The sequence below is a fragment of the Paenibacillus sp. FSL R7-0272 genome (assembly GCF_037969905.1).
Taxonomy (GTDB): Bacteria; Bacillota; Bacilli; order Paenibacillales; family Paenibacillaceae; genus Paenibacillus; species Paenibacillus polysaccharolyticus.
Window position 1 is genome coordinate 2,383,603 of the sequence record NZ_CP150221.1, and the last position, 24,499, is coordinate 2,408,101.

Genomic DNA, 24,499 nt, shown 5'->3' on the forward strand with positions numbered 1-24,499 from the left:
AAAGGGAAACCTGAACCTGAAAACGCGTTTACGTCTCAGAAAGCAGCGTAGCTGCTTGCCAGATGTAAACGCGTTTTTTGTACTGACAACGTCACAGGTGATATTGTCAGTGTGGATATTTTTATGAACACCCATGTTAAGGTAAGAACCTCAGTAAATACATATTATGAAGGAAAACGTAATTATCTATTAGTTTCTTTTATCAGGTGCTACTTGCACATCATTCGTATCATGTGAAGCAGCGCTATCCGTTGCCGTGATATGTGTATGGGATAACAGCGGATGCGTTTCGATCTGGAAACTGCCACTTCGTTTACCCTGAATCAGATAGATCAGCAGGAACAATGCCATAAATAAAACAGAGTAGCGGTACATTTCCGTATAACTTGTCAAGGAAGCGATAGCGCCAAGCAAAAGTGCACCCGTAGCAATACCAAAATCAAGTGTGTTCAAAAACATCCCGTTCGCCATCCCCCTTTGAGCAGGGGCGACGACTTGAATCATCCAGGTCTGTATGGATGATTGCATAGAGCCATAACCAATACCATAGATAAAAGCAGCGACAAACAAGATGGGCATCGTCGTTGCCCAGGAAAGCGTGACAAGTCCAAGTGCGATACATATTGCCCCAGGAATCAATAAAGCTTTAGGACCCTTACTGTCGTAAATTCGACCTGCGAACGGTCTGACGAGTAGAACAGCCAGTGCATTAAACAGGAAGAACAGCGCTGGGTTAGCGAGATGCGCTTCTTTGCCATACAAAACGATAAATCCAACCAATCCGCCGTAGGTAATAGACAGCAAACCGTTCAGCACACTTGGAAGGATCAGTTTTCGGTTAAACGGAGCCTTTTCTTTAGAACCCGGTTTTGCTCCTGAAACAGATGCAACATCGCGAGTAGCTTGCTCTTGATGTGACGGTTGCATCGAAATAGCCTGCATAGTCTTTTTCTTGGCTATTTTTTTACGTGTCAGGCTGTAACTGAGTGGATAGATCACAGCAATCACTCCGGCTGTACTGAGCATAAGGGTGACAAACCCAGCTCCTTGTAGCAAAGTGACACCGATAATCGGCCCCATGGACATCGCCAGACTGGTGGACAATCCAAAGTAACCCATGCCTTCGCCCATTCGTTTGACGGGTACAATATCAGATGCCATGGTCGGAAATGCAGTGCTGCTTAGTCCGAATCCAACCCCAAACACCATACGGAGCAAAAGCAGAACAGCGATACCCGCAGCAAAATAATAGCCAAGCGTAGCAAGCAGGGCTACAGACAAGCCAATATAGATCATCGCATTACGAAAACCTTTCTCAAGCGCTTTCGCAGAAAAGAGTCGTGCTACGATGGCACTTAATGCAAACAGGCAGGTGAACAGGCTGACTTGAAATGCATTGGCATGGAATCGATCCTGTACATAGGAAGGTAATGGTGAAACGATCATGTGTAGCTGCAGAAATAATAGAAAATTACACAGCATGAGCAAAATAAAATCGGTCGTCCATAATCGGACAGGTGCAGATTGTTCTTTCATGGTGAAACATTCCCCCTGAGTTGTAATAGTTACAGATTGTGATTAATGAGGGAAAGAGTATGTTTAAATGCTTCCATCTGGTCTTCCGGTATACCTTCAGCAAGTTTTTTATTCATTTCTCTTTCGATTGGAACAAGCACATCAATTAATGCTTTGCCATCTTTGGTAGGATACAGCAGATAGGCTCTACGGTCCTGGTCGCTCGTGCGGCGCTCGACCCAGCCTTTTTTCTCCAGTAAATCGATAATCCGTGCGGTGGTGGGCTGGTCTTTGAACACAAACCCTGCCATTTCTTTCTGATTAACGCCTTCCTTACGTACCACATTAAAAAGCACAGAAAATTGCTCTGTGGTAATATCGTAGGGTTTAAATTGTGCCGCTAGAAGGGCAGATGTTTTGCGGTGGGTGAGTCCGAGCATAAATCCGACGGACTGCTCCAAAGAATAATCCATGAATTGATGAACCTCGCTTCCGTAGAAAATGTCTCTAAAATTCATATAGTTGTTATAACAACTATATGTGGAACAAGTAATTTTGTCAAAGGAAATGGTAGTGCCGCAGGAGCGGAGCACATCGATGCAAAACGTTAAAAATCCTGCTAGAATAGGGATGAAACGGCTTCCAAAGTAATAAAAAATTTGTTATGTAAGGAGCGTTTAATAATGCTGAAAAATATTCCTGCGATTCTTCCGCCAGAGTTACTTAAATTGATGTCCGAAATGGGACATGGGGATGAACTTGTGCTAACGGATGCGAACTTCCCTGCTGCCAGTCATGCTGAACGTTTAGTACGTTGTGATGGCATAGGCACTGTGCAGCTATTGGAAGCTATATTACAGCTATTTCCGCTAGACACCTATGTAGAGCGACCAGCCGCTGTCATGCAGGTGGTTAAAGGTGATCCGGTCATTCCGATCATCTGGGAAGATTATCGGCGGTTAATCGAGGAATACGAGGATATGAGCGAAGCACTTGAATACGAGGATCGTTTTGATTTTTATGATCGTGCCGCCAAAGCTTATGTCATTGTTGCAACGGGTGAACGTGCTCAGTATGCAAACCTCATTTTAAAAAAGGGAGTTATTTTCCCTGAACCAGGACAGGTTCAAGAGCGGCTGAATTCAGAAACCTATTAAAATCCATATGCGTTTAGGGCGACGGAGCTGGCGAGGCTTTCGTCGTTTCTTTACGTTTGCCTGATCATTCCGCTTACGATCTGCTGATCAAGTCTGATCCGAATTCGGTTCGTGCAGCCACTTCAAGCAATGGTTACCGTATTTGTCAGTGAACAACGATCACTATAGTGTGCAACAATTGGGTAGAAATATACTTTATGCCTGGCATGTTTTCGGGAAAGGGGACATAAATGCAAACTTTACTCCTGTTGATGAATGGGGGAAAGGTATGATTTCTTTTACAATGAACTTAAGGAAGATTTGATTCGATGGATGTATCGTAAGCAAATAAATGAAGTGAAAGAGGGGGAAAAGTACGTGGAAAATACAAAGGGAATGACAATTAAAATTAGACAAGCGACTTTAAATGATATTTCGGAAGTATCGAGGCTTTTTAATGAGTACCGCATATTTTATGGTCAACATTCGGATCTGGAGGCAGCGACCTTTTTCATTAAAGAACGAATGAGTAAGCAAGAATCGATGGTTTTCATTGCTGCGTGTACCGAAGAATCAAAGGTGGCTGATACCGCCATGGGGTTGGTACAGATTTATCCGAGTTATAGTTCTGTCTCGATGGGACCGATCTGGATTCTGAATGACCTGTTCGTGGATTCAACATATCGGCAGCAGGGGATAGCCCGAAAGCTGATGCAGGCCGTGATGAAGCAAGCGAAGAAACAGCAGATTCTTCGTATTGCACTTTCTACGGCGATCAGCAATCGGCAGGCACAAGCATTATATGAATCCGAAGGATATACACAGGATCAAAGCTTCATGTATTATGAATGTAACGTCGAGCGTGAACATGAATCCTGATTAAAATGTTATAGATCATCTGGTATTGTCGGGATGAGGAGGGATAACCAGATATGATGCAGTGGATTGCGATGATTACGATGTTGATAGATCATATCGGAGCTGTGTTTTTTCCACATGTGGTTGAACTGAGAATCATCGGTCGTATCGCTTTTCCAATCTATGCCTTTGCCGTATTTATCGGCTACAAGCATACACGTAATGTTCAGAAATACATATGGCGGTTATTCTGGATTGCAGTAATTTCCCAGGTTCCGTTTATGGCTGCTTTTAATCATTTTTCATTAAATGTGGTCTGGACCCTGTGGTCGGCACTGCTTGTTCTGCTGGCCCTAGATAAGCTTCCTTCGAAGCTGATTAGTATCCCGATTGCGATCGGGGCGGGATGGTTAATGGAATGGTCACATATGGATTATGGTATGTATGGCCTGCTTCTCGTGCTGTTATTCCGTTATTTCAAAGGGCCAGTGCTGGTTATGGCACATGTTATATTAAATGCCCTTTACCTGATGCTGCACCATAGTTTTCTGCAGATGTACAGCATACTGGCAACGATGGGGATTGCTATTGCACAGTACTACCAGTCAGGTTTCCGTTTGAAAGGACCCCGGTGGATCTGGCGTTATTTCTATCCGGCTCATCTTGCTATCATTGCAGTAATCCGCTGGCTATAGTTTTTGTGATGCAAAGGTAGCGTATAAAGGGGAACGTTATGATGACGGGCTAGTCATTTTTGACTCATCTTCATGCAAAAAAGCCACTTATCGCCGTAACACGATAAAGTGGCTTTTGTTTATTAATTTCTATTGATATCGTTATCCAACATATCGTTTAATCTGCAACCGTTGTTGTACCATAATTCGGACGAATTGCTGCTGGGAAATAACCGATCTGAACCGCATAGCCCAGCATGGTATGAATGAATCGCTCATCGGTCTTGGCGCAGAAGATTCCTGCTGATTCGACATAAGCCGTTGTTACCGGTGATGCATACGCATATGCTGAATCCTTCGCTCCGTCACCTTCCAACTGAGCGATCGCAAGTTGAAGAGCTTCTGGCTCTTTGGCAATAGTTGTATCAAACAGCCAGTGTTGATAGTCTTCAAACGGCATCGTTTCGACATCGTAACCTGCACGCTTCACGGCTTCTACTAAGGCATCATACCGGATCGGCTCCGGATTACAGATGTGGAACACGCGTCCAGCCGTATCCTGACGTAAGGCCAGATGTACGATTGCTTCGCTGGCATAGTTGATCGGGGTAAAGTCCATCAGCCAGTCCGCGGCAGGGGCTTTGCCCAGCAATAACATTGCTTTGATCATGCGGTAGATCGCATTGCTATCGATATTGGTCTGAAAACGACCCGTACGAGAATCACATGTCAGGTTGCCTGCACGGTAGATACTGACTGGCACGCCTTCTTCTGCGGCGGTCATGAGTACTTTCTCCGCTTCGAGCTTACTGTCGGAGTAAACGTTGTCCACATGTAAATCTTCCGGGAAACGGTCATATTGCAATGTCGATTCCCATTGTCCACTGAGGGCCAGGTCTTCGGGTATGCCCATCGTTGATATGTGATGGAACGAAGCCCCTTTTTTGTTACGTATCAGGTCTAACAGAGCAACTGTGCCCTCGACATTGGTTTTAGCGAACTGCGCCGCCTCCCCGAAATGACGAACATCAGCCGCGCAGTGAATGATACGGTCAATCCTTGATTCAAGCAACGATTGTTGCTCAGCGGCAAGACCCAGGTTCTTTTCCTCCAAATTCCCCTCAACGATCACAACACGATCTTCAAGCTGGTCAGCAAGTTGTTTGCCGAAATAACCCTGCATCACTTTGCTTAAACGTGCCATTGCTGTCGTGCCATCGCTTGGGCGACGAACAAGCGCGTAGATCCGTGCCGAAGACGTCACAATTAACTGTTGCAGTACATGTGAGCCCAGATAACCGGTTGCACCCGTCAATAGCACATGCTCAGGCTGAAGAATGTTCGGATATCCAAGCTGTGGAGACAGTTCCACCGGATGTTCGGAAAGCTGCGTGATGATCCCATTTGCAGTGGTTGTCCGTTTCGCTGGTTCACGTTGCTCCGTTAAAAGTATGGCTCGGCGAGCAAGAGCACGAATTGTTTTTTCTGCAAAGAAATCAGCGATTTTCAGCTGCGGATAATGTGGTTTCAGAAGAACCAGTACATGGATGACTCGCAGGGAGTCGCCACCAATACTGAAGAAACTGTCTTCGACACCAAATTCTTCGTGTTGTAAAATCTCCTTCCAAGCATGGAAGAGTATAGATTCCGTTTCTGTCTCAGGCATCACGCGGTCTGGCTGATCGGTATGACGTTCAGCATGTGGCATGGACACCATGGCCTTACGGTTGATTTTTCCTGTTGGGGCAATAGGCATCTCATCCAGCTGGCAAATCCATTTGGGTACGAAGTACGATGGAAGTTTCTCTGAAAGTGTTGCTTTGATATCCGTTACGGAAAGGGTGCTTCCATCTTTGGACGTAAAGTAACCCACGAGCATGTTTTGGCCGTCCGCTTCCTTCTTTGCAATAACGGCAACATCCTGGATCTGTTCCAGTCTGGCCAGATGATCTTCGATTTCACCGATTTCGATTCGATGACCCCGAATTTTCAGCTGAGAGTCACTGCGTCCCACATATTCCAGTAATCCGGTATCCAGCATTTTGGCAATATCACCGGACTTGTAGATTTTCTCACCAATCGCAAACGGATTATCAATAAAGGATTGCTCTGTGCGCTCCGGCAGGTTCAAGTACCCTTTGGCAAGTGCAGGAGTTGCGATATACACTTCGCCTGGTACGCCTACAGGGCATAGCTGGTGTTCTTCGTTGACAATGTATACTTTGTAATTATGAATAGGTCTGCCAATCGGAATATTAACAACGTGTCCCGGGACCTGTTCACTAATCCGGTGTGTCGTGGTGGCCACGGTGCATTCTGTTGGTCCATATACATTAACGATGTCAATCTGATTGCCAAATTTCCGTTGGAAAGCCCGAACCTGCTCCCCGTAGAGAGCTTCCCCAGCTACGGTGATGATACGCACTTTTTCCAGTTTATGAAAGCCTTCATCTGACAGATAAGAGGCCAGTTGATTAAAGAAAATCGTTGGCAATATCGTAATAATGGTCGTCCCTGTTCTTTGGATTGCACTTGCAAACTCTTCAATAGATACTCGTTCTTCCGCCGATAACAGATAAAGCTCGGCTCCATAGAACAGAGCACCGATCGTATCCCATACGGATGCATCGAAGCTGTATGTGGCAAACTGCGTTAATACATCGCCAGGTTGAATGTCGCAGTCACGCTGTACAACACTACCCAGATTGGTGACACCCCGGTGAGCGATCAGTGCACCTTTCGGTCTGCCAGTAGAGCCTGAAGTATAGATGACGTAAGCGAGATCATCAGGTTTGATATCCAGGTTCGGATTGCTGGCAGCAAATCCTGCAAGTCGTCCGTCCACGGAAAGAATGTGACGTACCGTAGAAATGCCCGAAAACAATGCTTTAGCTTGATCGAACGAGGCTTCTGTTGTCAGTACAAACGGAGAAGCCGTATCTTCGACAATGTAACTGTTCCGTTCTTGCGGATGTTCGGGATCAATCGGCACGTAGGCACCGCCTGCTTTAAGAACACCGAGCAACGAGATAATCGTATCCAGGCTGCGATCCATAAAAATACTTACAAATTCACCTTGCTTTAATCCGTTGGATATTAACACGCGAGCAACCTGATTCGCGCGTTCATTTAATTCCCGGTACGTATAACTCGCTGAAAGTGAGGTAATCGCCTGAGAATTCGGGTATGCCGCAGCGACCGCTTCAAACCAGCCATGGATGGTCGGATGCGCTGGCTCAAGTACCGCGGTGTCATTCATTTCCCGATAGAGCAATCGGTCTGAAGCAGTCAGTATGTCTACTGCACCGATTGCTTTGTGATCATCACGCAAGAGAGCGAGAAGTAATGTTTGAAAATACTCCGCATATCGCAATATCGTTGATTCTTGTAACAACGAACGGTCATAAAACAGATCGAGAATCATCTCGTTCTGATCATAACGCACGTTCCAATTCATCACCTGAGGTGCCTGAGGCAACTGGACACTGTTTAGCATAAACAGTGTCTCAGGATATCCTCCGGTTTGTTGTGTATAAGGAATCTGAAGTTGCCGTGTAATCTGTTCGAATAATTCGCTGAAAGTTGTCTTGCCCTGAAGCTCTAATGAAAGATAAGAAGCTGCCTGATCCGGAGCAAGTACTCCAATCGCGAGCTCCTCTTCAGCAGACAATCGGAATAACAAGGCTGCATAAGCTGAAAGGAATGCAGGGTACACCATCTGTTCCCCAAACTTCTGATTAAGTTCACGACTCAATGACGCTTTCAATGTAATATGAGTAGACTCATAAGAGAATGTTTGCTGGCGACGTCCATAATCCAATGGAATCTGAAGAACAGGCAAGCCAGATTCCACGGAGTGGGAGAAAGATTGGTTTTCAATCACTTCAGGTATCCTCCTTGGTTGAAACCGAGTGTTAGTTATTTTTTTTATTGCTGTTTGCTTACATTGAAATGAGAAATCAATTCCTGTAGTTCTTCAGACATATCGTTGAGTCGAGTAGAGGAGTCTACCAACGTAATCAGAGAAGCCTTTTGCTCGTCTACAGATACAGAGATCTTTTCACTGCTATCAGCTGTCTTGCTTACACTTGCAGACAAGTCATCCGCTGTTGCGGTCATCTCTTCTGTGCCTGCTGAAATTTCCTGGGTTGCACTTGAAACTTCCTGGATTTGGTGGGATACCTTTTTCGCTGCTTCCAGGATTTCATCAAATAATTGACCGGTTTGATCCGCTACGGAGAGACCTGTATCTACTTCAGAAGTACCTTGTTCCATGGCTTGTACAGCTTGTTTAATACCGGCCTGAATCTCTTGAATCAATACGCCAACCTGACTGGTTGCCTGTTCGGACTGTTCGGCGAGCTTACGTACTTCGCCAGCAACTACCGCAAAACCTCTTCCTTCTTCACCTACACGAGCCGCCTCAATGGATGCATTAAGAGCAAGCAAATTAGTTTGGCTTGAGATCCCCGAGATTATGTTCAGAATATCACCGATTTCCTGTGAACGGCTCTCCAGCACTTCGATCGCTGAAGCTGTATTTTTCACAGATTGCGTAATCAGGTTCATTTGCTCGGATACCTGACGAACTACAGTATTACCTTGTTGTGAACGACGCTCCATCTCATAGGCTTCGTCCGCAACACTTGCGGAACTACTCGCAATGGTCTGGATTACGGTAGCCATCTCGGACATTGCGCGTGCACTATCACGGGTAGCCTGTTCTTGTGAACGGATGTTTGTACTAATATGAGTAACGTTATTGTTAATGGAGTCTGCATTTTCACTGTTGCGCTCAGAGACTTCATAGAGTTCCTTCGCAGACTGGTTTACTTCCTGGGAAGTCATTTGCACTTTAACGATCGTGTCGTTGATACGGCGTACCATGACATTGAATTTTTCGTTTACAAGTCCCAGATCGTCTTTTCCTGTCGGGATGTTGACATCCAGATTACCTCTGCTGACTTCATCGATGCCTTTGATCAGATGACGAATCGGAGAGAGGGTATTTTTCACGACAAGATATTGAATAATGAGGAACAGAAGCAAGAACGCTACCAGAATAATAACTCCATTTAATAACAAGGAATTCAGACCTTTTGGAACTGCGCTGGCATCCGCATCCACAGCGAAGTATGCGAAAATTTTGCCGTTGCTGTCTTTGATCGGATAAGCAATGGTCGTCCAGGTTCCGAAGTCATCGGAATAAAAGGTGGTGAACGTTGGACGATCGGTATTTAGCATCTCTTTCAGAGCATTGGCTACAACGACAGGTTGTTCGTACATATCGCCAATATTTACATTGTCGCTCTGAAAAGCCTCTCTCAGGTTTGTTGGCATCGCAACAAGGGAAGTTAACCGTTTGTTGTCGCCGCCAAGCTCCACACCGAAGATATAGGCTTGTGCAATGTTAGGATAATATTTTTGCATTTCGTCGAAATAAGCTCTTAGTTTCGTCTGAGCAGTACCTTCGTAGCTGCGCTCTGTAATTGCAGTTTGTACATCTGCCGCATTGATATCTTGAGCCCACTTTTTCGTAATCTGCGCTACTTGTCCATGCAGTTGATCAACCAGAATCGTTCTTTGGAAGTAATAACTGCTTGCAATCAGAGCCACGCCAATAATGATGATGTTGGTAAATGAGAGCAATAGGTTTTTAGAGAAAAACGACATGTTTTTCCAACTCAATGATTTCACTAAACTCCACTCCTGATCTTCTGTAAATTAAAAATCTGTAAGATGCGCTTTTGGAGCAAAAAGTTACTTCATTCTGTCATCTCCTTCTAAAGGGAAAGTGCGACAATGGTCTTGGTTTTCTTAGTCACTATGCAAGACTTATGTACCTTTTGAAACCAGTGTGTCTAATTATTAAAACACACCTATATCTATTATGTCGTGTAAAATGTCGTTAATTTGAATAGTTTTGTTAAAACTTTTTTAATATTTTACGTATTTATGGACATATCTTTCTTTTTATAGGTAATTAGTACTGTTTATTTTTAAAAATTGCCATTTTTTAGTTTCATTCTGTATTCTATAACATAGCGGGAAAAATTACACCATTTATCATCAGAAAGCCGATCTTAATCTGTTCAGGAAGCTTGGATATACATCGGATGAGGTTTTATCTATAATAACTACATAATGGTTTATACAAATTAATGAGCAGGCGGGGGTTAAATAATGAATCTGAAGCAGATTGCAGCAGAACATGCGGCAGCGTTCGTTGAAGATGGAATGAAAGTTGGTTTGGGCACAGGCTCAACCGCATATTATGCGATATGTCGAATTGGGGAGCGGGTTCGGGAAGGTCTGAACATTCAGGCAGTAGCTACCTCAGAGGCTTCAGACAAGCTGGCACGAGAATGGGGTATTCCGATTATTCCTTTTGACCAGATTGGACGACTAGATCTGACGATTGATGGGGCGGATGAAGTGGATCCAGATTTTAACCTGATCAAAGGCGGTGGAGGAGCTCTATTGCGTGAAAAAATAGTGGCAGCAAATAGCGATAAGCTGATCATTGTTGCTGACGGTAGCAAGTCTGTACAAAAACTGGGGAAATTCCCTTTACCGGTCGAGGTTGTACCCTTTGCATCGGAATGGACTTTTCAGGCGCTTGAAAACATGGGATGTCAGCCGGAGTGGCGGATGGATGGGCAAAAACAATACCTTACGGATAACGGAAATCTGATTGCAGACTGCCATCTGGGGTCCATTGCCGATGCTTCCGAGCTTAACGTACAACTGAATATGTTACCAGGTGTCGTGGATAATGGACTATTTGTGAAGATGGCGGACGTTGTGATCATTGCCAAAGAAGACGGCAGTATCGACGAACTTCACCGTCCGTAACGAATTTGACGGAAAGTTGGTGTCATGATCTAGAATGAGAGAATTTTCCCTTAGAGATGATGAGCTTGTTCTTCGAATCGTGGAGCAAGATGACCTTACTGAACTATATGAGCTGATTTATAAGGATGACAATCCCGAATGGAAAAAGTGGGATGCACCTTATTATCCGCTGGAGCATGAGCCATACGAGCGTTTTGTGCAGCATACACTTGCACGGTTGGAAGCAGATCAAAAAGCAGGGCGGCCAGCATCCCTTCGAATCATTGAGGCAGACGGAGAAATCGTTGGAATGATCAGTTATTATATTGAAGATCCGTTATCGATGTGGCTTGAGATGGGAATTATCATCTACAAACCTTCTCGATGGGGGAGGGGGATCGGTACACGTTCACTTTATATGTGGTCAGGTCATTTATTTGGAAATCTGCCCATCGTGAGGGTTGGACTGACTACGTGGTCTGGTAATGAGCGAATGATGCAGGCTGCAACAAAGATCGGACTGCAAATCGAGGGGCGGATGCGGAAGTGCCGGCTCGTTCTTGGAGAGTACTATGATTCAATTCGGATGGGCATGCTCCGCGAGGAGTGGGAGCAGAAGTTATCCGGTGAAACGGACGGAAATGTATATAACTGATGGAGGATTATAGAAATGCTGAAAACGGAGGATAACCGGGAGTTGTCATTGCAATTGTTTGTGGTTCTTATTCGCGCATACAATTCAGTGACATCACGTTCCAATCGGGACATCCAAAGCCATGGACTCAATTCCACAGAATTCGGAGTACTTGACTTGTTATATCATAAAGGACCACAGGCTTTGCAAAAGATCGGTGAAAAAGTATTGATGTCTAGTGGCAATATTACGTATGTTGTTGACAAGTTACAAAACAAGAATTTGCTTTTTCGGCGTCCCTCCAAGGAGGATCGCCGGGTTATATATGCGGAATTGACGGAAGAAGGTAAACAGTTATTCACGCAAATATTTCCACAGCATCATCAAGTCATTATTGACATTCTGGAGGGGCTTGAACCATCCGAAAAAGTTGAGGCGATACGCCTACTGAAGAAACTAGGGCTTGCTGCAGAAGGCAAAACGGACCTGCGTATATAACGTGGATCCGTTTTTTTTGTGTCTTCAACATACCTCGGATACTGGCTATATGGCTTGCGTATAGCTACATAATATAGGAAGATTGTTTTATATCATCGAAATGATATAGAACTCTTCATGTATACTAGATTAGTAGAGTTTCCTAAACGGAATGATATACATGATATAGATTTATGCGGCACAGGATGCAGGGCAAAGGAGGAATGCGTCGATGAGTCATCGGGAGGCCGGAGAACGTTTACTTCAAGATGCAGAAATCTTGGCTGAGAAAATAACCGAAATGCAGTATCGGTTGCAGCCCGACTTAATGGAACGTTTCGGTCCAATTGGAAAAATAAGAACCAAGCAGGACTCACAGTACAGTCTGAGCTATCTGGCAGAAAGTGTGCTTGTGAAAAGTCCCGGTTTGTTCACTCACTATATATCGTGGTTAAAAGTTCTGCTTGCCGGCTATCAGGTATCTACGGAAGATCTGGAAATGAATCTTCAGTTGATTAAAGAGGCGTTAAATGAAGAAATCGAACAACCTCACCGTGAGTTTCTGTTGGAATATCTGGAGATGGGGATCGATGTAATGAAGCATATGGATACCCAGGCCAGCTTTATTCATGCATCCATGCCCTACGGGCTCGAAGCAAAGACGTATTTGCAACATTTACTAGATAATAAACGCAAGGAAGCTTTCGAAATTGTAGAGTCAGAACTGAATGATGGTGCAACGATCCGCGATATGTATCGCTACATTTTTCAGCCTGTTCAATACGAGATCGGCCGGTTGTGGCAACGGGGCCAGATTAGTGTTGGTCAGGAACACTTTTGCACAGCAGCAACACAATCATTTATTTCTCGTTTGTACTCCAGATGGCTGATTGGACCGAATAAGGGAAAAAAACTGGTTGCAGCCTGTGTGGGGAGTGAACAGCACGAGATTGGGTTACGCATGCTTACAGATGTATTCGAAATGGAAGGCTGGGATACGTATTATCTTGGAGCCAATGTTCCAAATGGAAGCATTGTGGAAGCAATCAAGCGACATGAGAGTGATGTAATAGCAATTTCGGTGACGATGACTTATCATCTTCATCTGGCTAAAGAGTTGATTGAACGTATTCGCAACCATGCAGAAACGGCTCATGTCAAAGTGATGGTTGGCGGTTATCCGTTTAATATAGACAAAGAATTATGGCGAACAGTCGGTGCTGATGGTTATGCACCTGGAGCAGAAGAGGCTGTTGCTATCGCTGAGCGTCTGCTTAATCATCCGGTGTCGCTTGACAATGTAAGTACGGCAAGTGAATAGGAAAGGGATGAAGGGATGCCGAGTGACAATGAAGAGATACAGAGACTGCGTAAAACGATTGAGCAGTTATCTGACCAACTGATTCGAAGCAAGGAGCAAGAGGAACGCACTCTTTCAGCATTTTCTGATATGAATAATGAGCTTGTGACGCTTCAGCGGCAACTTTCCAAGAACAATGCGGGTCTTGAGTCAGCACGTCAGAAGGCTGTAGCATCTGACGAATCCAAAAGTGCTTTTATGGCGGTCATCAGCCACGACTTTCGGACACCGTTAAACGGAATATTGGGGATGGCTGAGTTGTTAGCGTTATCGCCTTTATCGGAGGAGCAGAAGGATTCAGTAATTGTTATCCAGGAGGCAGCCAAGCTTTTGCTCAAATTAATTCAGGATCTTCTGGATTTTTCCAAGCTTGAAGCAGGTCAATTGCGTCTTGAACAAGGAGAGGTAAAGCTCCAAGAGATTATGGATTACATCTTGCGTCTGCTTAAGCCCCAGATTGATAAGAAAAGAAATCGCATGATCATGGATTGTGACCCAGAAGTCGCCGCCGTGCTTGAAGGAGATTCCACCCGAATTACACAAATATTGATTAACCTGATTCAGAACGCAAACAAATTCACTACCGATGGATCTGTTAAGGTGGAAGTTAAGCTTGTAAGGCAGCAGGCACGCACTCAGCTTGTACGCTTCGAGGTGCATGATAGGGGAATTGGTATTTCAGAAGAAGATCAGATAAGTTTGTTCGAACCCTATATGCAGACAGAGCAGGGACGTTCGAAAGAGTATGAGGGTACAGGTCTTGGTTTATCGATCTGCAAGTCACTTGTTCAATTAATGGACGGAGAGATCGGAATCAGGAGTAAGGAAGGGGAAGGTTCCACTTTCTGGTTTGAGCTTGAACTTGGGCTACACTTGGTGGAAAGCAAAGAGAGTGCCCAGTTAACGGTAGCTGACGAAACTTCGGATCTTGCAAATGATGCCAAAAACGATGTTGGTGATGCAACGAAGAACAGCTCTAAGGATGCACCTGAGCAAGATGCTCGCACCTTGCCCATTCTACTGGCTGATGATAATGTTATTAACCGTCAGCTTGTTCAACTGCAACTCAAAAAGCTGGGTTTTACTAAACTCGAATGTGTATCCAGTGGGGAAGAGGCTGTAAATGCGTTTCGTGATAAAACATACAGTTTGATTTTGATGGATAGTATGATGCCCGTTATGGACGGGATTGAAGCAACACGCCAGATCCGTGCAATAGAGCAGGATGAGATGCGTCCATCGACGCCGATTATTGCAATGACAGGCAATGTAATGCAAAGTGAGAAGGACAAGTGTTATGAGGCTGGAATGAATGACTTTATCGGTAAGCCATTTACCTTAGAGGTGCTCGATACGACCATTCGGAAGTGGCACTCGGCATCGAAACCTGTACAGATTCTGAATATGGACGTTGTCCGTGAGATTGCTGAATTAAATACGGATGGGAGCCAAACGTTGCTCAGTATGTTGCTGGAGATGTACCGGGCGGAAACGCCAGGTAAAATTGAGGACTTGCGCAGACATGTTGTTTCAGCCGATCATAAGGCGGCGGCCGAGACTGCCCATGACTTGAAATCAGGAAGTCTAAGCCTCGGAATTAGTTATCTCTCAACGTTGTTCAGCCAGATTGAGAAATACGCGAAACAGGAACTAACCCATCAAGCAGAACCACTGCTTGATAAGCTACTTCCCGCGTACCAGGCCGCTTGCGGAGCGCTGCAGCAGGCTAATAAAAGTTGAAGCATGCTAGGTTATGACGGCATTATAATTGATTTAAATATGGAGTCGCTTTAACTCATAGACTGAAATGGAGGATTTTTTACATGATATTTTACGGGCTGGCGGCTCTCATTATCATCATAATAGCTCTGCTGTGGGTTGGAGGACTTTATTTCTTCAAGACAGCGATTCGGCGTACGCCGAAAACATTTTTGGCGGATAATCCGAATCTTAAAACGGAAGTGGAAGATGAACTGATCAGTACTGTTGCTGATTTACAATGGCTTGATGCTCAGGATACCAAGACCGTGACCATCCAGTCTCAAGATGGATTGAGACTCTCTGGCATCTGGCTTCCTTCAAAGAATAAGTCTGCAAAGACAGTTATACTGGCTCATGGCTACTCGGGGAAAGGCAGAGAAATGGCGGGCTTCGCCCGATTTTACGCTGAAACCCTGGGTTATCACGTATTAATGCCGGATGATCGCGGACATGGTCAGAGTGAAGGAGAGGTCATCGGATTTGGTTGGTTAGATCGGAAAGATTATGTTCAGTGGATCGGATGGGTGCTGGGACATGCAGGACTAAATACAGATATTATTCTGCATGGCATATCGATGGGAGGTGCGACTGTGCTGATGACAGGCGGGGAAGAGCTGCCTGATCAGGTCAGAGCCATTGTATCGGACTGTGCCTATACATCGGTTGAGGAGGAATTGACGTTCCAGTTGAAGCAGTTGTACAAGCTACCACCCTTTCCATTCATTCCGGTGACCAGTTTGATTACAAAATGGAAAGCCGGATACTCATTTAAAGAAGCATCTGCACTGAAGCAACTCGCCAAAGTTAACGTACCGGTCCTGTTCATCCATGGTGAGGCGGACACGTTTGTGCCAACGGAAATGGTATATCGCTTGTACGAAGCCTGTAAGGCAGAGAAGGAACTGCTGACGATTCCTCGTGCAGGTCACGGAACGGCCTTTCAGGTTGATCGCGACAAATATAAAGCGGTGCTGGGAGCTTTTTTGCAGAAACATATGCCACTTTGAGATAACGGTTCACCAATGGAGGGAGATAGATATGCCACGTTTTTCAAGAGAATGCTCGTATTGTCATCAACCTATGAGAGAAGATGAATTCAAATGTAAGTCGTGCGGCAATATGGTAACGACCAAAACGGCCAAGCCAGATCAGCCATATATGTCGGAGTATGAAGAATCGACATTGGATCGTTATTCTATGGTGCTGCTCGTGATCATTACGTTGTTTTTTGCGCCCATTGCAATGACCATTGGTGGAATACTGTTGTTTAATGACTATGCCAGTAAACGGGATGCGGGGAAAATACTTGTCACGGCCAGTTTAATTATGATAGTAATTTATATGATTCTTTTCTTCTTTTTTAGGTGAACGTTACTGTAAAGGTCTAAATCCATTGCAGGAGGTAACTGAATGCGGGAAGAACAATTTGAGGCTGCTCGTCAAGCCGAAGCGGGATATCATTCTAACTTTTATAAAAACAATGAATTGTTTGAAGACGGAACATGGATGTCCAGACCCATGCCTATGGTGATGGAGATGTTGGAACGTTTGCTTGTTCATAAACAGGAATTACGTGTACTTGACCTGGGATGTGGTGTGGGCAGACATACGATTCCGATTGCACAACGTCTGGCAGATACAAACAGCGAGGTTATTGGCGTGGATCTGTTGGATGAAGCGGTAGACGGACTTCGCAAGTATGCGAAACAGTATGAGGTGGGTCACATCGTTCAGGCCGAAAAAGCAGATGTTGAGCATTACCGGATTCAACCGAAAGCTTTTGACTTTATTGCGGCCTGTTCCTGTCTCGAACACACATCTAGCAAAGAGGCTTTTCTTGAAACAGTGGAACGATTAAAAGAGGGAACCCGGCTCGGAGGTATCCATTGTATTACGATGAGTACCAGTGTGGAGGAAAAAGAAATCCAGACAGGCCGTCAGATTGAGCCATTGATTGAATTGAACCTGCCGACATCCGAAGTCATGGCTTTACTGGAACAAGCCTACGAGGGCTGGAATATTCTGTTTAAGGAGCATGTAACCCAGACGATCCAAGAAGAGAAATATGATAAACCGACAGAGTTTCGTTGCGAGTTGCTTCGGTTTGCTGTGCAGAAAGACTAAGTACTTATATTGGAGGAATTGTTTTGTTGAAAAATTTGAAGCCACGACTGCAGGAGCCGGAGGTACAGGAGCTGCTCTCTTACGCTGTATTCCCAGACCCGGATCAGGTTAATGAAACGGTACAGCAATATGTGACACAAAGTAACCTGTTTCTGACGGGATATGAGGATGAAGAACAGCTGGTTGGTCTAATTGGCTATGAACATACGGGAGCGAGCGAAATTACCATTCGCCATATTGCAGTTCTGCCCGAGAACCGTTTCAAAAATTATGGGCGGGGCATGATTTCACAGCTTCTTGCAGAGTACAATCCGGATACTTTGATCGCAGAGACAGATCAGGAAGCGGTGGAGTTTTACCGAAACACAGGATTTGTCGTTTATAGTCTCGGTGAACTGTATCCAGGCGTGGAGAGATTCCGCTGTGTGCTTGAGAAAGAGGACGATGAGCAGGAAGCTTAGCAAGGGATGTGCTTTAAAACGTTTTGCGTATAATCATATACGATTAAATCAGATAGGATATTTGGCTTGGCAAAAGTGCTGAGCCAGATGTCCTGTTTTTTTGTTTAAGGAGTAGGAAAAAAGTATTGCTTCACAACATAGTTTCATTATAGAATAGTTTTATTGATGAATAGTTCATTATGTGAACTAGTTTTGAAAGGAGAAAAATATATGAACATTCCAGATGCCAAAAGTTTGGTGAATCGTTATCTGGATGCATCTTTCCTGGTTAACAAGCGGTTTGATACCCAGATACGGGAAAAGGTAGGGCAAACGGTCACAACGGATCAGTTTTGTGCACTGCGCCTCATACATGAAAAGCCTGCCTGCACCCCGTCGGATCTTGCGGAGCTCCTGTGTGTGGGCAAGAGTAGCATTACGGCTCTGGTCAACAAGCTGGCTGACCGGAATCTGGTGCATCGTGCAGGGGATGAACGTGATCGTCGTGTTATCTATCTGACTCTGACCGAGGCTGGTCTTCAGATTTACAAGGAGACTGAGCTGGAAATTCAGAAGGTTCTTGAACCTTACTTGAAACATTTTACACCAGAAGCGGTCCAGAACTTTATTGAATCTTTTGAGAAGCTTGCAGCGTTACTAACACAAGAAGAAGGGCTGGAGAAGTAATGAGAGCGATATTAAAAGGACGCTGGTGGATCATGGGGCTGTGGATTGTCGCCGCAGCTGTATTGATGTTTACCGCGCCAAACATGAGCGAATTAATTCGTGAAAAAGGACAGTTTTCCGTGCCGGAGGGGTACTCTTCCACAAACGCAGCGGCAATTTTGAATGAAGCCGCAGCCCAAAATGGAGAACAAAAAGGAACTTCTATTGCACTGGTGTTCTATAATCCAGATGGTCTTGGCACAACAGGTAAACAAGAGGCAGAAAAGGCGGTTAAACTGCTTGAGGCCGATAAACAAAAACTCGGCATTCTGTCTGTTCTGGAACCATTCTCACAGCCGGAACTGTCAGACAAAATGATCTCGAAGGACGGTAAAACCATTCTGACTTCACTCTCCATTGAGATGGGTGACCGCACGGTAAAGGAAATGCGGAACGATCTGAATGATGCGCTGGAATCAGTAAATGTGGAGCATTATATTACAGGTAAAGGGTTAATTGATGAAGATACGATTGAGAGTTCTCAGGAAGGACTCAAGAAATCGGAATACATTACGGTTGTCTTTATTTTGCTTATTCTGTTCCTCGTGTTCCGCTCGTTCGTGGCACCATTTGTACCGCTGCTGACAGTGGGAATCAGCTATATCGTATCCCAACAGATTGTTGCGTTCTTGGTCGATGGGGTTAACTTCCCGCTCTCTACGTTCACACAGATCTTTATGGTTGCAGTCATGTTCGGGATCGGTACAGACTACTGCATTCTATTGATCAGCCGGTTCAAGGAAGAACTTGCGCACCATGAGAACACATGGGATGCCATTATAGCTACATATCGCACCGCAGGTAAAACAGTATTTTTCTCTGCTCTGGCAGTGCTGGTTGGATTCGTGGCCATCGGTTTCGCCCAGTTTATGTTGTACCGTTCTGCGGTCGCTGTCGCTGTAGGGATTGCCGTGATGATGCTGGCACTCGTGACGATTGTGCCGTTCTTTATGGCTGTGCTGGGCAGAAAGTTATTCTGGCCATCCAAAGGATCGCTCGAACATGCCGAGAGCAAAATCTACGGTGCAGCAGGTAAATTCTCACTTAAACGTCCGTGGGCAGCTCTGTTGATTGTTGCCGCAGTTACGGTGCCTCTTTTGTCAACATATGACGGGAAATTATCATTCAACAGTCTGGATGAGATTGGTGACAAATACGATTCGGTCAAAGCTTTTAATATTATTTCAGATAGCTTCGGGCCAGGAGAATCCCTGCCGGGTCAGATCGTCATTCAGAATGACGAAACGATGGATAATGCCAAATATATGGCTGTGGCAGAGAAGATCAGCCGCGAAGTAGAGAAGGTTCCCGGTGTTGCTGGTGTTCGTAGTATGACACGTCCAACGGGGGATGAGATCAAAGATTTTGAAGTAACAAAACAGGTAGGTACACTATCGGATGGTCTGGGCGAGGGCAAGACAGGTCTGGATAAAATCAGCGATGGTCTTAGCAAAGCTAGTAATGAATTGAGCAAAAATGAACCACAGCTTAAAGAGGCAGCAAACGGAGCAGGTCAGCTAACCAAGGGAACAAGCCAGCTGCAATCCGGTATTACACAGCTAAGCGATGGACTGAAGCGTATTGAAAAAGGCATTCGGGATGGATCATCTGGTGCAGGGGATCTCAAAGCCGGACTTCAACAAGCCAAAACCAGTGCAGACCAGCTTGCCAAAGCGAATGATCAGTTGTTGCAAGCCTACCGTCAGGCAGGAGCAGGTGTTGCTGCGCTGGGCGATGGAACGAAGGAACTGGAGCGGCAATTGACAGGTGTTTCAACAGCTTTGACGAGTCTTACAGCATCTTTCTCTGCTCTGGAAGAGCGTTTCCCTGAGTTGCAGCAAGATGCTGACTATCAACGCATCAAAGGCACGATTGGTCAAACCGGTTCAGGCACTGCGCAGCTTGCGCAGGGACTTTCCCAAATTCAGACGAATCTGAGTTCAGCTGCGGCTGGAATCAATCAAGCCAATGAAGGTTTTGCTTCCGCAGCATCCGGACAGAAGGCTTTGGCCGATGGTCTGGGTCAGATTGTAGCAGGTATAGGTCAACTGGAGACAGGATTGAAACAGGCTGCCGATGGTCAGGGTAAAGTGATCAAAGAAATCCCTTCTATCCAGAATGGTCTGGGTCAGCTTCAGGGAGGGCAGGAGAAGATCCAGAAGGGCTTCTCGGATCTCAGTGGTCAATTAACACAATTGACAGATGGCTTGAATCAAAGTGTTGATGGAATCAAGAAGGTGTCGGGCGGTCTCGATTCCGCTCAGGATTATCTGACACAACTGCAAAATTCACCGGATTCCGATCTCGCAGGCTGGTACGTTCCTGAAGAAGCCTTGAATAACAAGGACTTCAAAAAGGTATTCGATACGTATCTGTCCAAGGATCGCAAGACGATGACACTGGATGTTATTTTTGCAGAGAATCCGTATGGTACAGAAGCGATTGACCGTGTGCCGGATATCGAAGCGGCAGTGCATCGTGCAATTCAGGGCAGTGCGCTTGAAAAAGCCGATGTTGCCGTAGGCGGTGTAACCAGCACGTTTGCCGATTTGCAGTCGATCTCGAACAAAGACTACACACGTACCGTTATGCTGATGCTCGCAGGAACATTTATCATCTTGGTAATCCTGCTCCGTTCCGTCATCATGCCGATTTATCTCATTATTTCACTTCTGCTTGCGTACTTCACATCGATGGCACTTACGGAAGTGGTCTTTGTGAATATCATGGGTTATGCCGGAATCAGTTGGGTTACGCCATTCTTTGGATTCGTTATGCTGATTGCGCTTGGCGTTGATTACAGCATTTTCCTTATGGATCGATTTAACGAAAACAAAGGAATGAGAGTACAGGATGCAATGTTATACGCGATGAAAAACATGGGAACCGTCATCTTGTCCGCGGCGGTCATTCTAAGTGGAACTTTCGCGGCGATGTACCCGTCTGGGGTACTCTCGATGATGCAAATCGCTACCGTTGTGCTTAGTGGTCTGATTCTGTATTCTCTGTTATTCCTGCCATTCTTCGTACCTGTAATGGTGAAGATGTTCGGGCGGGCGAATTGGTGGCCGTTCCGTAACAAGGAACAGTCGGAATCTTCCGAATCGAATCATACCGTTGGTATGTGATCATCATTGATGTTGATATTTCATATGGAAGGGAGGCTCTGCCGCATGATGCGGCGGGGCTTTCTTTTTTATAATACTCATCATGGACACAAAGATTGGTGTTTGCCTAAGGACACTATCCCGCGCTTTGTCGAATCGAACTTCATAGGATATAGGGAGTTCATGAATGATCAGGGAGATCAGCAGAGAGAGGGGCGGCGGGATGGTATATCGTTATGTAGCTATAGGGGATTCCTTGACGGTAGGTACAGGAGCTTTGCTCGGAACCGGATTTGTTCCAATCTATCGCCGTATGGCGGAAATGAACCTTCGTACATTTGTATCTATGGACAATTTGGGTGTGAACGGACTAACATCGGCAGAACTTCAGCAGATGATTAACGGACATCCTCGGGTGCGTCAAGCGATACGTGAAGCAGATATGATTACGGTATCCATTGGTGGTAACGATCTGATCCGTACATTTAAAGCTAGCGGAGGTATTCCAAATGCAGGGAAAATGACACAGGTGCTTGGTGAAACACGTCATCATGTATCTCAGGTTATGCGACAAATTCGGCAGTTAAAAGGGGATCAGAAGTACTTTGTTCGTTCCATTGGATTGTACAACCCGTATCCACAATCAACCGAAGCTGCATACTGGGTGCGACAGTACAATTCTTATCTGAATGGTGCAGGTTCAGGTAACTATGCATGTGCTCAGGTGTATGACAAGTTTGAAGGACGTGAGCGAGAATTGCTGTTCTGGGACAGAGTCCATCCAAACGCAAGAGGGTACCGGATTATCGCGGAGCAGTTGAATCGAACGGGCTATGTTCCTTTTGCTTGAAGCCTGAAGAATACTAGACCCGCCTTACAACTTCCGATATGATGAAAGAGTTCATTCAAATTATCGTAACAGGGGAGTTCAAATCGGTGTCTAACAAACAGCAAAATTCTCTTCTTCCAACGGAAAAGCAATTAATCTCTGAAGTGTTAGCCTTGTACGGCTTCAGATCGGATTGGCAAGGTAAGCGCAGCAATGGAGGCATGAATAACTCTACTTTTGTGCTTCACACCCGTGATGCAGATTATGTTATGAGACAATACGAAACACATAATGATCAAGCGAAAATAGCTTTTGAACATGGCGTGCTTATCGCACTGTCCAATACAGATTTTAAACTTCATTCGCCAACACCAGTCATTTCATTATCTAGTAGTAGCGGCAAGACCGCGGATCAAGAATCGAAGGAAAGTAACCATTCTAATGAGGAGAATAGGCAGACTTACCAGCTTGTACAAGATCATATCACGGGAACTTTTAAAGTCGTGGCTCTGTTTCGTTATTTGGAAGGCGTAAATCCGGTATGGGATTCCCCCGAGCAATTGCTTCCTTTGGGGCGGGCAGCGGGAACTCTCTCAACAGCTCTTGCCAAGCTCGAATTGGAACTTAAGCCGGTATATCCGCCATATTACCGGATCGACGAGGCTTATCCGCTGTGTACACCAGAACGTTTACTGGGAATGTGTGCTTCGCCGCCGGAAACGCTGAAGGCTTGTGCCGAGGAGTTAGAGCAGTTGCTGGTTGAACTGCCAGGTTTGTTCAAAGCATTGCGTGGAATGGAGCAACTTCCGCATCAAATCGTGCATGGTGATGTGAACGCATCCAATGTGCTGGTAGACCCGGAAGGCAACATGAGTGCGATTCTTGATTTTGAGTTTGCCACCTGGGATCTGCGGGTCATGGAACTGGCTGTTCCGATGTCTGACATGCTGACCATGGACAAGAGCGAAGAATGGATGTGGCAGGCGCAGGCTAATCTGGTGCAGGGCTTTCGAGAAGAGGTTGAACTCACCGCTGACGAACTGAAAGCAATCCCGCAGCTGATTTTGCTGCGAAGTCTGGATGTGGTTATGCATTTTATCAGCCGGATGCTGGAAGGGACGGATAAACCAGAGGTGGCTACAGAGCAAATTGTGAAACTCAAACAGCGAATGGACTGGATGGGGCGGCATGAGAATCAATTACGTCAATTGTTAACGAATTAACATGCGTGGCAAATAAATAAGTGTGCTGGTTCTGCTACGGACAAAAGAGCAGAACCAGCACACTTATCTTTCTTTTATAGGATGCTTGCTGATATACGAAGGTAGTTCAATCTACAAAGCACGTTTGCGGAACCAACTGCGGACAGCCCAGCGCCGTTCCTGACGTTTTTTATATTTGGGCAAGGAACGATACACATTCAGGGATTGATCATAGGCTTGTTTGGCATCTTCATTACGCCCTAGCGAACGGTATACCGAGCCAAGCAGATAAAAGGCTTCACTGGAGGAAGAATGGATTTCCTGAAACTGCTGCACATAATGAAGGGCTTTGTCACGATCCGTATCCTTGAAGGCTGTAGCCAGATTCAGATAAGGCTGTCCGTACTTGACTCTGGGGTTAATCTCAAGTGCATGCAAGATATGACGTTCGCCTTCCGAGATTTTGCCGAGATACAGTTCAGTTGTGCCCAAAGCTTCCCAGTACTCAGCAGACTGTTCGTAAGGGCGTTCCAGTTCAAGCAAAAAGGCATGTGCCTCACTGTAACGTTTGCGTTCAATGAGCAATCGGGCCAGCTCCAGCTTGGAAGATACTTCGTTAGGGTTCAGCGCTAGCTGTTGTTTCAACCTGGAAATGTTACGCAACCGTTTAAGGGGTTTGGTGAAGCTTGGAAGTACGCCGACAAAACGACGATCCAGAAAATACAGGATGACGAGCAGAATCAGAATGGCGATGAACGGATTGCCAACGATCTGCCAGAGCAGGCCAAAAATAAGAAATTTAATAATCACAGGTTCAACTCC

Annotated in this window: 21 protein-coding genes; 16 read left to right on the top strand and 5 right to left on the bottom strand. The window is 45.4% G+C overall.

Going from position 1 to position 24,499, the window contains the following annotated elements; genetic code table 11:
* Positions 1 to 189 precede the first annotated feature (189 nt).
* Together MKY23_RS10590 and MKY23_RS10595 are read right to left on the bottom strand one after the other, a co-directional pair.
* Positions 190 to 1,536 (bottom strand): MFS transporter, encoded by a 1,347-nt coding sequence (locus MKY23_RS10590; protein ID WP_339837820.1) that lies wholly within the window; start codon positions 1,534 to 1,536, stop codon positions 190 to 192.
* A 29-nt stretch (positions 1,537 to 1,565) separates the two neighbouring features.
* Positions 1,566 to 1,988: a MarR family transcriptional regulator gene (locus MKY23_RS10595; RefSeq protein ID WP_090924425.1), complete on the bottom strand. Its 423-nt coding sequence runs from the start codon at positions 1,986 to 1,988 to the stop codon at positions 1,566 to 1,568.
* Positions 1,989 to 2,198: 210 nt separating this feature from the next.
* On the opposite strand from MKY23_RS10595, the gene MKY23_RS10600 reads away from it, so the two are divergent.
* The 3 genes from MKY23_RS10600 (at position 2,199) to MKY23_RS10610 (ending at position 4,204) form a co-directional block, all read left to right on the top strand.
* Positions 2,199 to 2,672, top strand: a complete 474-nt coding sequence (locus MKY23_RS10600) for an RbsD/FucU domain-containing protein (RefSeq protein WP_339837823.1) — start codon at positions 2,199 to 2,201, stop codon at positions 2,670 to 2,672.
* Positions 2,673 to 3,047: 375 nt separating this feature from the next.
* Entirely contained in the window at positions 3,048 to 3,530 is a 483-nt protein-coding gene (locus tag MKY23_RS10605; protein ID WP_339837826.1) for a GNAT family N-acetyltransferase, read from the top strand.
* 53 nt (positions 3,531 to 3,583) lie between these two features.
* Positions 3,584 to 4,204 (top strand): TraX family protein, encoded by a 621-nt coding sequence (locus MKY23_RS10610; RefSeq protein ID WP_339837829.1) that lies wholly within the window; start codon positions 3,584 to 3,586, stop codon positions 4,202 to 4,204.
* Positions 4,205 to 4,361: 157 nt separating this feature from the next.
* Here the strand turns inward: MKY23_RS10610 and MKY23_RS10615 are convergent, their stop codons facing one another.
* Both MKY23_RS10615 and MKY23_RS10620 read right to left on the bottom strand, forming a co-directional pair.
* Positions 4,362 to 8,066 carry an amino acid adenylation domain-containing protein gene (locus tag MKY23_RS10615; protein ID WP_339837832.1) on the bottom strand — a complete coding sequence of 1,235 codons (3,705 nt, stop codon included), beginning with the start codon at positions 8,064 to 8,066 and terminating at the stop codon, positions 4,362 to 4,364.
* A 44-nt stretch (positions 8,067 to 8,110) separates the two neighbouring features.
* Positions 8,111 to 9,856, bottom strand: a complete 1,746-nt coding sequence (locus MKY23_RS10620; protein ID WP_090923961.1) for a methyl-accepting chemotaxis protein — start codon at positions 9,854 to 9,856, stop codon at positions 8,111 to 8,113.
* 510 nt (positions 9,857 to 10,366) lie between these two features.
* Here MKY23_RS10620 and rpiA point away from each other — a divergent pair.
* The 13 genes from rpiA (at position 10,367) to MKY23_RS10685 (ending at position 23,698) form a co-directional block, all read left to right on the top strand.
* Complete coding sequence (rpiA, locus tag MKY23_RS10625) at positions 10,367 to 11,038, top strand: ribose-5-phosphate isomerase RpiA (protein ID WP_339837835.1); 672 nt, start codon at positions 10,367 to 10,369, stop codon at positions 11,036 to 11,038.
* A 34-nt stretch (positions 11,039 to 11,072) separates the two neighbouring features.
* Positions 11,073 to 11,672, top strand: coding sequence for a GNAT family protein (locus MKY23_RS10630; RefSeq protein ID WP_339837838.1), 600 nt, complete (start codon positions 11,073 to 11,075; stop codon positions 11,670 to 11,672).
* Between the two features lie 15 nt (positions 11,673 to 11,687).
* On the top strand, positions 11,688 to 12,149 hold the full coding sequence (locus tag MKY23_RS10635; RefSeq protein ID WP_123064387.1) for a MarR family transcriptional regulator: 462 nt from the start codon (positions 11,688 to 11,690) through the stop codon (positions 12,147 to 12,149).
* Between the two features lie 211 nt (positions 12,150 to 12,360).
* The gene (locus MKY23_RS10640; RefSeq protein ID WP_221789877.1) at positions 12,361 to 13,449 is read left to right on the top strand and encodes a cobalamin-dependent protein; all 1,089 of its coding nucleotides are present in this window, start codon (positions 12,361 to 12,363) and stop codon (positions 13,447 to 13,449) included.
* 15 nt (positions 13,450 to 13,464) lie between these two features.
* Complete coding sequence (locus tag MKY23_RS10645) at positions 13,465 to 15,228, top strand: ATP-binding protein (protein ID WP_339837843.1); 1,764 nt, start codon at positions 13,465 to 13,467, stop codon at positions 15,226 to 15,228.
* Positions 15,229 to 15,311: 83 nt separating this feature from the next.
* On the top strand, positions 15,312 to 16,256 hold the full coding sequence (locus MKY23_RS10650) for an alpha/beta hydrolase (RefSeq protein ID WP_339837846.1): 945 nt from the start codon (positions 15,312 to 15,314) through the stop codon (positions 16,254 to 16,256).
* Positions 16,257 to 16,368: 112 nt separating this feature from the next.
* A complete protein-coding gene (locus tag MKY23_RS10655; RefSeq protein ID WP_339837849.1) occupies positions 16,369 to 16,617 on the top strand; it encodes a hypothetical protein in 249 nt (82 codons plus the stop codon).
* A 42-nt stretch (positions 16,618 to 16,659) separates the two neighbouring features.
* On the top strand, positions 16,660 to 17,373 hold the full coding sequence (locus tag MKY23_RS10660; protein WP_339837852.1) for a class I SAM-dependent methyltransferase: 714 nt from the start codon (positions 16,660 to 16,662) through the stop codon (positions 17,371 to 17,373).
* A 23-nt stretch (positions 17,374 to 17,396) separates the two neighbouring features.
* Complete coding sequence (locus tag MKY23_RS10665) at positions 17,397 to 17,834, top strand: GNAT family N-acetyltransferase (RefSeq protein ID WP_154886428.1); 438 nt, start codon at positions 17,397 to 17,399, stop codon at positions 17,832 to 17,834.
* 210 nt (positions 17,835 to 18,044) lie between these two features.
* Complete coding sequence (locus MKY23_RS10670; protein WP_090923932.1) at positions 18,045 to 18,500, top strand: MarR family transcriptional regulator; 456 nt, start codon at positions 18,045 to 18,047, stop codon at positions 18,498 to 18,500.
* Entirely contained in the window at positions 18,500 to 21,667 is a 3,168-nt protein-coding gene (locus MKY23_RS10675) for an MMPL family transporter (RefSeq protein WP_339837860.1), read from the top strand. The genes MKY23_RS10670 and MKY23_RS10675 overlap by 1 nt, the downstream gene beginning before the upstream one ends.
* 166 nt (positions 21,668 to 21,833) lie before the next feature.
* A complete protein-coding gene (locus tag MKY23_RS10680) occupies positions 21,834 to 22,496 on the top strand; it encodes a GDSL-type esterase/lipase family protein (RefSeq protein WP_244159419.1) in 663 nt (220 codons plus the stop codon).
* 38 nt (positions 22,497 to 22,534) lie between these two features.
* A complete protein-coding gene (locus tag MKY23_RS10685) occupies positions 22,535 to 23,698 on the top strand; it encodes a phosphotransferase (protein ID WP_339837867.1) in 1,164 nt (387 codons plus the stop codon).
* 111 nt (positions 23,699 to 23,809) lie between these two features.
* On the opposite strand, the gene MKY23_RS10690 is transcribed toward MKY23_RS10685, so the two are convergent.
* Positions 23,810 to 24,487 carry a tetratricopeptide repeat protein gene (locus tag MKY23_RS10690; RefSeq protein WP_186812283.1) on the bottom strand — a complete coding sequence of 226 codons (678 nt, stop codon included), beginning with the start codon at positions 24,485 to 24,487 and terminating at the stop codon, positions 23,810 to 23,812.
* Positions 24,488 to 24,499 lie beyond the last annotated feature (12 nt).

Coding starts and splice junctions, on each gene's coding strand:
- MKY23_RS10590 (WP_339837820.1), bottom strand. CDS start 1,536: ATGAAAGAACAATCTGCACCTGTCCGATTATGGACGACCGATTTTATT.
- MKY23_RS10595 (WP_090924425.1), bottom strand. CDS start 1,988: ATGGATTATTCTTTGGAGCAGTCCGTCGGATTTATGCTCGGACTCACC.
- MKY23_RS10600 (WP_339837823.1), top strand. CDS start 2,199: ATGCTGAAAAATATTCCTGCGATTCTTCCGCCAGAGTTACTTAAATTG.
- MKY23_RS10605 (WP_339837826.1), top strand. CDS start 3,048: ATGACAATTAAAATTAGACAAGCGACTTTAAATGATATTTCGGAAGTA.
- MKY23_RS10610 (WP_339837829.1), top strand. CDS start 3,584: ATGATGCAGTGGATTGCGATGATTACGATGTTGATAGATCATATCGGA.
- MKY23_RS10620 (WP_090923961.1), bottom strand. CDS start 9,856: ATGTCGTTTTTCTCTAAAAACCTATTGCTCTCATTTACCAACATCATC.
- rpiA (WP_339837835.1), top strand. CDS start 10,367: ATGAATCTGAAGCAGATTGCAGCAGAACATGCGGCAGCGTTCGTTGAA.
- MKY23_RS10630 (WP_339837838.1), top strand. CDS start 11,073: ATGAGAGAATTTTCCCTTAGAGATGATGAGCTTGTTCTTCGAATCGTG.
- MKY23_RS10635 (WP_123064387.1), top strand. CDS start 11,688: ATGCTGAAAACGGAGGATAACCGGGAGTTGTCATTGCAATTGTTTGTG.
- MKY23_RS10640 (WP_221789877.1), top strand. CDS start 12,361: ATGAGTCATCGGGAGGCCGGAGAACGTTTACTTCAAGATGCAGAAATC.
- MKY23_RS10645 (WP_339837843.1), top strand. CDS start 13,465: ATGCCGAGTGACAATGAAGAGATACAGAGACTGCGTAAAACGATTGAG.
- MKY23_RS10650 (WP_339837846.1), top strand. CDS start 15,312: ATGATATTTTACGGGCTGGCGGCTCTCATTATCATCATAATAGCTCTG.
- MKY23_RS10655 (WP_339837849.1), top strand. CDS start 16,369: ATGGTAACGACCAAAACGGCCAAGCCAGATCAGCCATATATGTCGGAG.
- MKY23_RS10660 (WP_339837852.1), top strand. CDS start 16,660: ATGCGGGAAGAACAATTTGAGGCTGCTCGTCAAGCCGAAGCGGGATAT.
- MKY23_RS10670 (WP_090923932.1), top strand. CDS start 18,045: ATGAACATTCCAGATGCCAAAAGTTTGGTGAATCGTTATCTGGATGCA.
- MKY23_RS10675 (WP_339837860.1), top strand. CDS start 18,500: ATGAGAGCGATATTAAAAGGACGCTGGTGGATCATGGGGCTGTGGATT.
- MKY23_RS10680 (WP_244159419.1), top strand. CDS start 21,834: ATGATCAGGGAGATCAGCAGAGAGAGGGGCGGCGGGATGGTATATCGT.
- MKY23_RS10685 (WP_339837867.1), top strand. CDS start 22,535: ATGATGAAAGAGTTCATTCAAATTATCGTAACAGGGGAGTTCAAATCG.